Below are 12,529 nucleotides of genomic sequence, written 5' to 3'. Positions count from 1 at the left end.
GCGTCGGTGGCGCCATGCCACGGCAGCGTCACCGCGGTCACGGGGCGGCGGACGCCGGGGCGTCCTCGGCCTTCCGGACCTCCACGAGGTTGTCCGAGTACACCCCCGCGTTGCCCAGCATGTTGTGCCGGTCGGCGGTGATCGAGTTGACCGTGCTGCCGGAACTCTTGCTCTGCCAGTGCCCGACGTTCGCCATGACCACCCCGGGCATCAGCGTGTCCTCGATGACGGCGGGGCCGGTGAAGCTGCCGCGGTCGTTGAACACCCGCACCGTCTCCCCGCCGACGATGCCGCGCTCGGCGGCGTCGGCCGGGTGGATGAACACGCGCTGCTCGCCCTGCACGGCCTGCTTGTCCGAGGCGTTGGCGTACTGACTGTTGAGAAAGGCGTGCGGCTTGGGCGAGACGATGTTGAGCGGGTACCGCTCGGCCAGCTCCGGGTCGGACTCCGGCGACTCGAAGGGCGGCACGTAGTCCGGTAGCGGGTCGACGTAGCCGCCGGGCTGCATGGCCTCGTACATCGACCGCCACACCGGGACGACGAAGTTGCCGCCCTCGGCGAGGCTCGACCGGAACTCGCACCTGCCCGACGGGGTCGGGAAGTTGCCCTCGGCGTGCGGCGCCCGCTCGCCCGGTAGGCCGACGTCGAGGCGGGCCCAGCCGGTCTGCTTCAGCGTCTCGAGCGTGATGCCCTTCAGCGCCGGGGCGTCCCAGTCGTGGAAGTCGACGAGCATCTCCTCGTCGGTGCGCTTCCAGTAGTCCTCGTCGAACCCCATCGTGGCGGCCAGCCGCCGGAACAGCTCGACGTTGGGCACGCACTCGCCGGGTGGGGCGATGGCCGGCTGGTTGAGCGAGATGTAGAGGTGCCCCCAGGTGACCATGATGTCGAGCTGCTCGGCCTGCATGGTCGCGGGCAGCACGAGGTCGGCGAAGCGCGCGGTGTCGGTGATGAAGTGGTCGCTGACCACCGTGAAGAGGTCCTCCCGCATCAGCCCCTGCATCGTCTTCGTCTGCGCCGGGCCCTGCGAGACCGGGTTGGAGTTGTAGACGAACAACGACTTGATCGGCGGGTCCAGGGCCATCTCGCCGTTCAGCGCCATGCCCAGGTCGAGCTCGTTGACCACCCGGGTGCCCTCCGGGATCCACTGCGGCATGCAGATCCGGTCGAACAGCGTGGGGAACTCCCAGATCGGCATCTCCATCGTGCCGCCGCCGACGTGCCGCCAGGCTCCGACCAGCGCGGGCAGGCAGGTGATGGCCCGGATGGCCTGGCCGCCACCGCGGCTGCGCTCGATCGCCACCCCCTGGCGGATCGCCGCCGGCTGGCTGGTCGCGTACTCGCGGGCCAGCGTGCGGATGTCCTCGGCGGGGATGCCGGTGATCTCCGCGACGCGCTCCGGCGAATAGCTCGCCGCGCGCTCGGCCAGTTCGTCGTAGCCCAGCGTGTACCGCTCGACGTAATCCGTGTCGGTCAGCCCCTGCGCGATGATCTCGTGGATCAGCCCCATGGCGAGGGCGCCGTCCGTCCCGGGCCGGATGGGGATGTGCCAGTCGGCCTGGTTCGCCGTGCGGGTGCGGACCGGGTCGATGACGACGATCTTGGCGCCGTTCTCCCTCCGCGCCTGCAGGATGAACGGCCAGCCGTGGATGTTCGTGCTGGTCATGTTCATGCCCCACACGACGATGTACTTCGCGTGCACCATCGACTCCACGTCGAGGCCGCCGGTGCCCCCCACCGTCATGTGCCAGGCGGTCGAGGAACCCGACTCGCAGTACGTCTTCTCCGCGACCGTCGACCCGAGCCGGTTGAAGAACGCGTCGCCGGAGGTCAGGCCGTTGAGCACGCCCTGGTGCCCGAGGTAGGCGTGCGGCATGATCGCCTGGCTGCCGTACTCGTCGATGATCGCCGTCCAGCGCTGCTTGATCTCGGCGAGCGCGTCATCCCAGGTGATCGGTTCGAACTCGCCGGCGCCCTTCGGGCCCACCCGGCGCATGGGGTGCGTCAGCCGGTCGGCCTGGTAGTGGTGCTCGGGGAAGTTCTTGAGCTTGACGCACAGGCGCCCCTTGGTCATCGGGTGGTTGGGGTCGCCTTGGACGTCGACGAGCCGGCCGTCCTCGACGGTGTAGAGCATGGCGCAGGTATCCGGGCAGTCGTGCGGGCACGCGCCTCGGACGATCGTCAGTTCCTTGCCGCGCAGGCCGGCGTCGGGTGCGAGCGTCATCGGGAGGACCTCCACGGATGAGACGGGATGGGCGGCCACCGGCCCGCGCGTGGGCAGGGTCCGAGGTCGTCAGTCCAGCCGATCCGGCGTTTCAGAGGTGTATCGGAGAAATGAAGATGTGCGCGCCGCCGGAACGACGTCCCTGGGTTTCCCTTTCCGCGGCACCCGACGGTGCGGGGATGAATCGAAAATCGCCGCGGCGGCGCGGTTTCGCCAGGATGTCGTTGCAGCTCAGCGCGCTGGCCACCGGCCGGCCTCGACATCGCGGCGGTTCACCCAGCGACCGGACAATGGCACCCTGACGGCTGTTGCACCGGGCGGCTCGCCATTCCGACCGCCGTTCCTCCCCGGTGCACACCGCTCGGTCCCCGACCCGCAGGAGCACCGGATGCCCACGCCCCCGCAGGCCCTCGAGTACGCGCGTTCGGCCGTCTCCGCCGACAACTACGAGGCCTTCACGGCCGGCGGCGAGCCCGCCCCACCCGCACGGTCACCGAGCCGTTCGAGAGACTCCGCATCACCCGGGGCTGACGCCGTCTTCGGGGACCGCGAGTGACCGCCACCCAGCCACGGGCCCTCGACGACCACCCCTCGTGCGACTGCGCCGCACCCCGGGCCACCAGGCCGGCCACCGGCCCGGCCGATCCGGTGGCCGCGGCGTTCAGTGCTTGGGTGCGCACGTGCCTGTCCGCGGGCTGGCATCCCGCCGTCAGCGGCGAGACGGTGCCGGTCGGCGCCGCCCGCGACCGCGTCACCTCCGCCGAGCTGCGCGCCCGGCACCCGGTGCCCGCCTACCGGGCCGCGGCCATGGACGGCATCGCGGTGACCAGCGGCCCCGACCCCCGAGAGGGGCCGGTCGAGCTGGCCCCGGGGGAGTTCGACCGCGTCGACACGGGCGACCCCGTGCCGGGCGGCCGCGACGCGGTCGTGATGCGCGAACAGGTCGCCTTCCTGCCCGGCGGGAGTGCGGTGGTGACCGGCCCGTGGCCCTCCCCCGGCCGGCACGTGCGGCGGGTCGGCGAGGACGTCGAGTCCGGGGCCGTCGTGCTCCCCGCCGGGCACCGCATCCGGCCCGTGGACGCGGCGGCGCTCGCGGCGGTCGGGCGCACCACCGTGAGCGTGCGCCGCCGCCCGGTCGTGGCGATCGTGCCGACCGGCGACGAGATCCGGCCGATCGGCTCTCCGCTGCGCCCCGGCGAGATCCTGGACACCAACTCGCTGATGCTCGCCGGCCTGGCCGAGGACGCCGGCTGCACGGCGCTGGCCCTGCCGGTCATCCCGGATGATCCCGACCGGATCACCGCGGCCCTGGCCCACGCCGCGGAACGCGCCGACCTGGTCCTGGTGATCGCCGGCTCCAGTGCCGGACGCGACGACCACACCGGTTCAGTTCTCGACCGGCTGGGCCGGGTCGCGGTGCGCGGCGTCGCGATGCGGCCCGGGCACCCGGTCCTCCTCGGGGTGCTGGAGTGCGAGCGGATCGTGCCCGTCGTCGGCGTGCCGGGGTATCCGGGATCGGCCGAGCGGGCCTTCGCCTGCTTCGTGCGGCCGATGCTGGATCGGCTCCTGGGTCGCGAGTGTGATCCCGTCACGGAGCGCGGGATCCCCGCCCGGCTGGCCGTCGCGCTCCGGTCACCGGAGCACGTCGAGGACCACGTCCGCGTCCGGCTCGCCCGCATCCCCCACCCGCGGACCGCCGAGGAGCGGCTGGTCGCCGTCCCCCTGCCCCGCGGCGCCGGCGCGCTGACCACGCTCGTGCAGGCGGAGGCGGTGCTGCGAGTCCCCGCCGGCACCGGAGAGCTCCCCGCCGGGGCCGCCGTCCTGGCGGTGCCCGCCGCCGGCGCCCCGTGCGCGCCGGACACCGTCGTCGTGCGGGGACGGCGATCGGCCGCAACCGAGGCCTTGGTGGACGTGCGCACCGCGGAGCTGCCGGCCGGAGCGGTGAGCTGGGCGACGTGTCCCGAGGCCGACGCGATCGACGCCCTGGCCGACGGGCTCTGCCATGCCGCCGCGCTGGCCCTGCCGCTCCTGCAGGGGCGGCCGGACGAGCGCGCCACCGCCGCCCACGCACGGCGGCTGGGGCCGATCACCGTCCTCGAGGTCGCGCGCACCGCCGACCTCGTCGAGGTGCTGGTCGTTCCTGCGGCGTCCGCCTCGTGCCGGCCGGTCGAGGGGCTCCGCGCCGCCCTGGGCTCGACGACCTTCCGGCGCCGGCGCGACAGCACGGTCGCTGTGGACGGCCCGCCGTGCGCTCCACGTTGACCTCGTTCGACACCTCATCCTCGCCAGCAGGCCCGCCGGGGCTGTTGGACTCGCCGGCGCTCGTCCCCCAGGCGCGCCCGCGGATGGCGGGCATCAGAAGTACCGACACGACGCGGTCGCCGTCCACGGCGCGGACCGCCTGGTCGCGAGCGCCTCGGCCGGCACCGCGATCCCGCTCACCGGGCTGCGCCTCCCCCGCTCAACGACCCGCGGACCATCGCAGGATCGCTGCGCGGCCGTAGCACCGGCGTCATACAAGGAGCCGACGCTGGGGGCATGACGGCAAGCCTGTACGTGACCGGCACCCACGTCGCGTCGGTCGAGCGCGACCCGCTCCGGGACGGCCGGGACCTGCGCCGCGCGGTGACGTTGGCCCACGCGGTCGCCCGGCCCGTCGTCGACGGGCTCGCGGCGTCGGCCTGCGGCGTCTTGGTCACCGCGGTCGCCGACATGGACTGGCAGGACGTCTGGGCCATCTCGCGGTGCGCGGAGTGCCGGCGGATCGCTGGGCCGGCTTGACCCCGTCGCCTCCGGCCTCAGCCGGGATCGGACACCACCGCCGAGTTCGACTGGCGCGGGGCTTCCTCATCGCCGTCGGGCGGTTCCGGCCCGGACTCCCCCGCGTCCTGGAGCCGCGAGTAGGTCGTCGTCGTGTCCCAGCGGTGCCCGCACTGACTGTCGAGGCACTTCCACTGGTCGATCATGGCCAGCCGCGCCATGTCCGTCCGCCAGACGTGGTCGACCCGCGGCGAGGCACACCGGGGACACTGCACCACGAGGGCGCTCACCGATGCGGCCGCAGCCGGGACGGGCGCGGACCAGCAGCCACCCGCGCGGCCTCATCGACGGTCGGCCGGGGCGCGACCGGGGGCCGGAACCGAAGCCCCTTCGCCCCGCGCCGAGAGAAGTCCGCGGCGACCAGCCGGCAGCCACCCGGACAGTCGACCGCGACCAGAGCGCCGTCGCGCCAGCTGACAGCCGCTGACAGGCCGCACCTCGGACAGGTCTCCCAGGTGACTCGCTCGCCAGCGTTCATGCGGTCCTCTTCCCGGCCGCCGAACTCGGAGGCCGAAGAGAAGGGAGCCGGACCGCCGGTCTGAGTCCTGCAGGCTCCGTGGACGTCGCGGCCATACCCACCACGCCCGCGACAGTCACGCGACCCGCGGTGACTCGCCGGGAAACGGCTCTGAGGTGGTCACCCCCCTGGAACGGGTCAGGGGCCGTTCCGGATCTCTCCGGACACGGCCCCTGAGCTGCGGTTTCTCGCTGTCGGGCTGACGAGATTCGAACCTGCGACCCCTTGACCCCAGTCACGTTCGTGGTGTCCACCCGGGATCGTGTACGTCCTGTTCGCCCAGCTCACACGCCTGTGGCGTTCCCTGCCGTCCGCGCCGATCCGTCGCCGTTCGCCGCGCGTTGCTGCATCCGTTGCTGTAGCACTTCCCCGCGCTCGGACGTGTCAGTGCCTACACGAGGCACGACCTCATGCCGTTCATGCGCTCCGGAGCGAGGACGGCCAGCGGATGGTGCCCCGGATCGGTCCTGGGGGAGAACATCGCGGGCCAGCGAACCGATGGTGCCGACGACGAGTGGACCAGAAGCTGCGACAGAAGGCGTCATGGAGCACACGCCGTACGGCCGATGACGGTCTCATGTGCAACGTTCAGGCCCCAGGTCTTCGCAGCGATCTCGCCGCTGCCGTGGGCGTTCTCGGCGCTCCGCGACGGAAGCCATCCTGACGAGGCGACGGAACGCAGTCTCGTCCCGCTCGGCGACGGGACCATGCCGCCGGATTCGCACGCGGCTGCACGCGGAGGGCTTCAATTCGCGCCCTCGATCGCCCATCGCTCGAGATTGGTCGAGATGAACTCCAGTACGGTGGGGTCGTTGAAGAGCCGCGAGTGCGCCAAGCCATGGCGACCCTTGGTATCGGCGCCGAAGGGAGGGAGTTGGAGGATTTCCACGTGTCCGGGAGGAGTGGACTCCGTCGAGAGAAAGGCGAAGAAGCTCGGCAACGGACCATCCCATCCGAAGGCAAGTGACGCCAGCATGACCAGCGCCATGCCGAAGAAGAGCGGAATCCCGAACAGGAGCGCCAAGAAGAACATGACAACGAGCAGCAGCGTGCTTGCGGCCTCGATGTCGGGAACTAGGACGTAGCACCCCAACCAAGCGGCGGCGAAGGCCAGCGCCACGAGCCATGCCTTGACCACGGCGGTCGCCCCGGTCGTGATCCATGACATGAAGTGCCCGAGGGTCAGGATGCCGGTCGCCTCGTCCCCGGCCGCCCTGATCACGAGGACGTCTGCTCGCTCGACTTCGGGGGGTTGAACATCCCTGATCCATTGGTCTCTGACCTGTTCGACGACGTGAGGCAATTTGTCGATGTTGAATCGCCAGCCGCTCCGCCACAGACTCATCAGTACCGGCGAGATGGTGAACAAGAAGACAGCGGCGAGAACGAGCGAACCGATGGACAAGGCGAGAGCGGAGCCCTGCCAGACGCCCACGAGTGCGCTCATGATGGATGAGGAGACGGCCAGCGCGCCGATGGTCAACCAGCCCAGGATCATCGTCGCGGGGACTGCCCGGGCCCTCACGTGGATGAACGGCGTAGCAAGTGTGATGACGCGGACTCGCGCATCCGCGGTGTCCCTCTGGAGCTGCCGAACGGCGTAGAGCGCCACGTTCCCGCCATGGCTGTGAGCGATGACGACCTGCAGCCGGGCCGGGAAGCGCCGGTGTTGCTCGTTCAGGAAGGCCGCCAACTGCTCTCCGGCAGTGATGCGGGCGCGGTGTGTATTACTTCCGGACCACTTGAAGACCTCGACTGGGATCGAGGCACTCTCCAATTTGCTCGTCATGCCGGCGGAGGGTTCGATCCAAGTGGGCTTGCGTCCGAGAAGGGCGGTGCCGTGAACCAGGGTGACAACGGCTGAAGACAACTCTTGGACCTTCCTACGTCTGCGGCGCCCCAGTGTGATGTCTCAGCGCGCCGGAACTCGCCATTGACGGGTCGGGCGTGTGTCCCAGAGTGGGCCGCTCAGAGACACCGACCGGCTCGCCGGGAGGGCGGCCTTGGAGACCGTCAGCCGTATGGCTCGGTGTCGCCTCGGTCGGTCGGGGCGAACCAGATGAGCGGGTGCTGGTCAGCGCACCTTCCGCGACCCGGTATCCGGGCGTCCTCGCGACGCTGTGCGAACGTCCTCCCGGGCCGACAAGATCGCCGCCCTGGCCCGTGCCGGCGGACGCTGCGATGGGTGCACCTCCCGGCCCGACGGCGCGGGCCCGGCGCGGCCGGCTCAGGACTCGTGCCGCCCCAGCACGGTGGTCACGAAGGCGTCGGCCGGCTGCGCCAGGGCTTCGTGGGCGGCGACGAACAGCTCGTGCGCCCGGAGGCCAGGCCAGTCCTCCGGCAGCAGTTCAACCGGCAGATCGGGGTCGCGGAACGGGAATTGCCGGTAGCTGGACACCAGCTCGATCCGCAGCCGCAGCGCGTCGGGGCCGGACAGCGTGGCCAGTTCGGATGTCGCCGGCAGCTCCGTCAGGCGGGTGACGAAGTCCTGGTAGTCGCGGCCGAGCGCCTTCAGGTCCCAGCAGCGTTCGACCATGTCCAGATCGGTCGCGCGGCCACGGGTCCGGCAGGTCAGGAGGTCCAGCCTGGCCGTCGTGTCCGGCAGTGAACGTTCCACCTCGTCGAGTCGCTCGTGGGGGCTGATCCACGTCGCCGTCGCCAGTGGCCCGAACCCCAACCAGGACAGCGTGCCGCGCAGCCGCTCCCTCTCGGCTCGATCCTGCTCGGAGACCGCGTAGATGACCATGCGCCACTGTCCGTCCCACGGCGGGTGAGCCCGCTCGAAGATCCTGGTGCGCCCCTCGTTCAGCAGCCGCCAGGCCTTGTCCGTCAAGGTGTACACGGCCTGGCGTCCCTCGCGGTGGGAGCCGAACCATCCCTCTTTGCGCATGCGGGCGAGGACGATGCGGGCGGTCGGCTCCCCGACGTCGAACACCTCCAGCAGGTCGACCAGCGCCTGAGTCCGCGCGGCGCCGCCGTGGTAGCGCAGGTGGTCCCCGAACAGGTCGAAGACCACTGACCGCGGTTTCATCCAGCTCCCATCGGTGCACTCGGCGACCGATCTCGCCGCTCGTGGGCATTGTCCGACCAGCGCACCGCCTCGGCGCCATGAGGTGAAGGGCCACGCACTCGATGTGGGCACACGGGGCCGGTCGCGGGAGCGCAGCAGGGCGCGCCTCCCTCTCCTGCCGGAACAGCCGGGCGGCGGAGACCTGCGGCTGGGGCCGTCGGCCACCCCGCTGCGCCGTGACGGCATGACGCGCCGCGATCATTTGTGTCATCTACTTGACGGAGCACTGACGGATGACACACAGTGGCGCCCACCACAGACGTCGACCGGAGGGGACCTCGTGACATCGTCGCGACCTGACTCGCTCGTGCCCGCCGAGAGTGGGCCGACCGGCAACAGCGCAGGCATCGCCACGAAGCTCCGGCTGGCTGACCGGCTGACCGCGACCTCCGGGCGGCACTACGTCCCCGGCATGCAGGCGCTGGTCCGGCTGCCGCTCGACGTCGCCCGCCGCGACCGTGCAGCCGGACTGCGCACCGGGGTCTTCATCTCGGGCTACCCCGGCTCGCCGTTGGGCGGGTACGACCTGGCCCTCGAACGCGAGGCGGAGCTGCTCGCCGAGCACGGGATCGTGCACGTCCCCGCCGGCAACGAGGAGCAGGCGGCGACGGCCTGCATGGGCACGCAGATGCTCGAGGACTACCCGCACAGCCGGGTCGACGGGGTCACCGCGTTCTGGTACGGGAAGGGCCCCGGAGTCGACCGCAGTGGCGACGCCCTCAAGCACGGCAACTTCGCCGGCACCTCACCCCTCGGCGCGGTGGTGCTGCTGGTCGGTGACGACCACGAGGCGAAGTCGTCCACCATGCCGTACCAGGAGGAGCCGGCGCTGGCCTCGGCCGGCATCCCCGTCCTCTACCCCGCGTCGGTCACGGAGTTCCGCTCGCTGGGCCTGCACGCCGCAGCCATGAGCCGGTACAGCGGGTGCTGGGTGGCGCTGAAGCTCACCAACCCGCTGTGCGACGGCGGGGAGACCGTCGACTACGACCAGCCGGTCGAGACCGTCGTCCCCGACCTGCTGATCGACGGTGTCCCCTTCGCCAAGCGCACCGACTTCTCCTTCTACCCCGGCAAGAACATCGAACACGAACGGCACCTGTACGAGGAGCGTCACGTCGCCGTCCAGGCGTACGCGCGGGCCAACCAGCTGGACCGCGTCGAGGTGTCCACTCCGTCCGACACGATCGGGATCGTCGCCGCCGGCAAGTCCTGGACCGACGTCCGCCAGGCGCTCACCGACCTGGGCATCGGGGACGACGACCTGCGCCGGGCAGGCGTGCGACTGCTCAAGCTGTCCCTGGTCAGCCCCCTGGACGCCGAGACGATCCGCGACTTCGCCGACGGCCTCGAGGAGATCGTCGTCATCGAGGAGAAGCGCCCCGTCGTCGAGGACCAGGTGCGCGCCGCGGTGCAGCCCCTGGGCCGGCCCCTGCGCGTCGTCGGCAAGCGCGACGAGACCGGCGCCCGGCTGCTGCCCTCACACGGCGCCTTCGGCGCCGACCAGGTGGCCACGGTGCTGGCCGGCCGGTTGCAGCCGGTGCTGCCCGGCACAGCCGACGCGCCCAGGCTCAAGGAGCTCGCCGTCATCACCGAGCGGGACGCGCCCGTGCCGGCGGTGCGCACGCCCAACTTCTGCTCCGGCTGCCCGCACAACACCTCCACCGTGCTGGCCGAGGGCCAGCAGGCCTGGGGCGCGCCGGGTTGCGGCTGCTTCGGCACGGTCATCGAGCAGCCCGAGCGGCACATCGACACGATGACCCAGTACGGCGGCGAGGGACTGCCGTGGGTCGGCCTGGCGCCGTTCACCGACCGCCCTCACCTCACCCAGCACGTGGGCGACGGCTCCTTCTACCACTCCAGCCACCTCAACATCCGCTGGGCGGTGGCGACCGGCACGACCATCACGTTCAAGATCCTCTACAACGGCGCCGTCGCGAACACCGGCGCGCAATCCGCCCCCGGCCAGCGGGGGGTCCCCGCGCTCACCCGGCTGCTGGAGGCCGAGGGCGTCGCCGCCTGCGTCGTCGTCACCAAGGAGCCGCGCCGGTACCGCCGGCAGCGGCTGGGCCGCGGGACCACGGTCCGGCGGGCGCACGAGCTGGTCGAGGTCAGCCGGGAGCTCGAGCGCGTCCCGGGCGTGACGGTGCTGGTCTACGACGAGACCTGCGCCAACGAGCGCCGCCGGCAGCGCAAGCGGGGCATCGCCCCGCCGCCGGAGGAGTACGTCGTCATCAACCCCGACGTCTGCGAGGCCTGCGGCGACTGCGGGGCGGCCAGCAACTGCATGTCACTGCAGAAGGTCGACACCGAGTTCGGCCCCAAGACGCACATCCACACGTCCTCCTGCAACCAGGACCTCGCCTGCCTCAAGGGCGACTGCCCGTCGTTCGTCACGGTGCGGACGGCCGAGGGGACGGGCTACCGGAAGCCGACGCTGATCCCGCTGGACGCCGAGGAGCTGCCCGAGGTGGCGCCGCCGGCCCTCTCCGGGCCGTTCGGGCTCATGGCACCGGGCGTCGGGGGCACCGGGGTGCTCACCCTCAACGCGATGCTGGCGGCCGCCGCCACCGTCGACGGGCACCGGGTGCGCACCTACGACCAGACCGGCGCCGCGCAGAAGTGGGGCCCGGTGCTGTCCACCCTCCTGCTGCACGACACCGACGACGCAGCCCCGTCCAACGTGCTGGGCGCCGGGCGCGCCGACCTCCTGCTGGCCCTGGACGAGGTCGGCTCGGTCTCCCCCGCCAATCAGCGACTGTGCTCCCCGGAGCGCACCGCACTGGTGCTCAACACCGACCTGTTCCCCACCGGCGAGATGGTCCGCGACGTCCACGCCACCGTGGACCGCGTCGGCGTCCGGACCCGCCTGGAGGCTGTCTGCCGCCCCGACGCCGTGGAGGTCCCCGCGCGGCGTATCGCGGAGACCCTCTTCGGCGACTACATGGTCACCAACCTGGTCGCCGTCGGTGCGGCGTACCAGGCCGGACTGCTGCCGCTGAGTGCGGCGGCCATCGAGGAGGCCATCGCGCTCAACGGGGTGGCGGTGACGGCCAACACCCAGGCCCTCCGATACGGGCGGCTGTGGATCGCCGACCCGCAGCGGGTCCGCCGCATCATGGAGCCGCCGCCGACGACGGCCGACGAGGAGATCGAGGTCCGCCGGACCGGCCTGCCCAGCCGGTGGCACGCCGACTACGACACCTTGGTGGCCCGCGTCGGCGACTGGGAGGAGCCGGTCCGGCGCCTGCTGGCCGTGCGGATCGCCGACCTGATCGGCTACCAGGACGCCCGCCACGCCGAGCGCTACCTCGACCGGATCGAGGCCGTCCGCGCCCGCGAGCAGGAGAGCTTCCCGGGGTCCACCGACCTCACCGAGGCCGTTGCGGTCAACCTGCACCGGGTGCTCGCCTACAAGGACGAGTACGAGGTCGCCCGCCTCCACCTGCAGGCGGCGTTCCGGGAGCAGGTCGCCGCCACGTTCACCGACGCCCGGCGGCTGACCTTCCACCTGGCACCCCCGGCGCTCCGTCGGTTCGGGTACGACCGCAAGGTCGCCGTCCCAGGGTGGGCCGCCGTCCCGGCCTTCGGCGTCCTGCGCGGCGCCCGGAGGCTGCGCGGCACCAAGGCCGACCCCTTCGGCCGGCAGCGCTCCCGTGTCGAGGAGCGCGCGCTCATCGACTGGTACACGGGCCTGCTCGACACCGGACTGGCCGCCCTTCGCCCGCTGACCCGCGAGACCGTCCTCGCCCTGGCCCGGCTGCCCGAACAGATCCGCGGCTACGAGGACATCAAGGCCGGCAACGCCGCGGCCGCCCGAGACCGGGCCGAACGACTGCTCGGCGATCTGACCCGCCCCCGGCTGTCGATGCTCCCCGTCGCGGCCACCCGCCCCTGACCCGCC

Annotated in this window: 7 protein-coding genes; 3 read left to right on the top strand and 4 right to left on the bottom strand. The window is 71.8% G+C overall.

Annotated features, from left to right (window positions below; all coding sequences use genetic code 11):
* Positions 1-37: 37 nt before the first annotated feature.
* Positions 38-2,221: a molybdopterin-containing oxidoreductase family protein gene (locus tag ACI78Q_RS15620; RefSeq protein ID WP_456924320.1), complete on the bottom strand. Its 2,184-nt coding sequence runs from the start codon at positions 2,219-2,221 to the stop codon at positions 38-40.
* A 552-nt stretch (positions 2,222-2,773) separates the two neighbouring features.
* Here ACI78Q_RS15620 and ACI78Q_RS15615 point away from each other — a divergent pair.
* Positions 2,774-4,483, top strand: a complete 1,710-nt coding sequence (locus ACI78Q_RS15615; protein WP_456924319.1) for a molybdopterin molybdotransferase MoeA — start codon at positions 2,774-2,776, stop codon at positions 4,481-4,483.
* Positions 4,484-4,759: 276 nt separating this feature from the next.
* Positions 4,760-5,002 carry a hypothetical protein gene (locus ACI78Q_RS15610; RefSeq protein WP_456924318.1) on the top strand — a complete coding sequence of 81 codons (243 nt, stop codon included), beginning with the start codon at positions 4,760-4,762 and terminating at the stop codon, positions 5,000-5,002.
* A 17-nt stretch (positions 5,003-5,019) separates the two neighbouring features.
* On the opposite strand, the gene ACI78Q_RS15605 is transcribed toward ACI78Q_RS15610, so the two are convergent.
* From ACI78Q_RS15605 to ACI78Q_RS15595, 3 genes are all read right to left on the bottom strand, one after another.
* The gene (locus tag ACI78Q_RS15605; RefSeq protein WP_456924317.1) at positions 5,020-5,202 is read right to left on the bottom strand and encodes a hypothetical protein; all 183 of its coding nucleotides are present in this window, start codon (positions 5,200-5,202) and stop codon (positions 5,020-5,022) included.
* 1,101 nt (positions 5,203-6,303) lie between these two features.
* Complete coding sequence (locus tag ACI78Q_RS15600; protein WP_456924316.1) at positions 6,304-7,347, bottom strand: esterase/lipase family protein; 1,044 nt, start codon at positions 7,345-7,347, stop codon at positions 6,304-6,306.
* Positions 7,348-7,785: 438 nt separating this feature from the next.
* Positions 7,786-8,574 (bottom strand): PaaX family transcriptional regulator, encoded by a 789-nt coding sequence (locus ACI78Q_RS15595; protein ID WP_456924315.1) that lies wholly within the window; start codon positions 8,572-8,574, stop codon positions 7,786-7,788.
* Positions 8,575-8,935: 361 nt separating this feature from the next.
* Here ACI78Q_RS15595 and ACI78Q_RS15590 point away from each other — a divergent pair, with 361 nt between their 5' ends.
* Complete coding sequence (locus ACI78Q_RS15590) at positions 8,936-12,523, top strand: indolepyruvate ferredoxin oxidoreductase family protein (RefSeq protein WP_456924314.1); 3,588 nt, start codon at positions 8,936-8,938, stop codon at positions 12,521-12,523.
* Positions 12,524-12,529 lie beyond the last annotated feature (6 nt).

The sequence above is a fragment of the Geodermatophilus sp. SYSU D00705 genome (assembly GCF_054050135.1).
This window is presented reverse-complemented; position numbering and strand designations above follow the sequence as displayed.

What these genes read in the sequence shown, in the direction of transcription:
- ACI78Q_RS15620 (WP_456924320.1), bottom strand. Translation starts at nt 2,221, where the DNA reads ATGACGCTCGCACCCGACGCCGGCCTGCGCGGCAAGGAACTGACGATC.
- ACI78Q_RS15610 (WP_456924318.1), top strand. Translation starts at nt 4,760, where the DNA reads ATGACGGCAAGCCTGTACGTGACCGGCACCCACGTCGCGTCGGTCGAG.
- ACI78Q_RS15605 (WP_456924317.1), bottom strand. Translation starts at nt 5,202, where the DNA reads ATGGCGCGGCTGGCCATGATCGACCAGTGGAAGTGCCTCGACAGTCAG.
- ACI78Q_RS15600 (WP_456924316.1), bottom strand. Translation starts at nt 7,347, where the DNA reads ATGACGAGCAAATTGGAGAGTGCCTCGATCCCAGTCGAGGTCTTCAAG.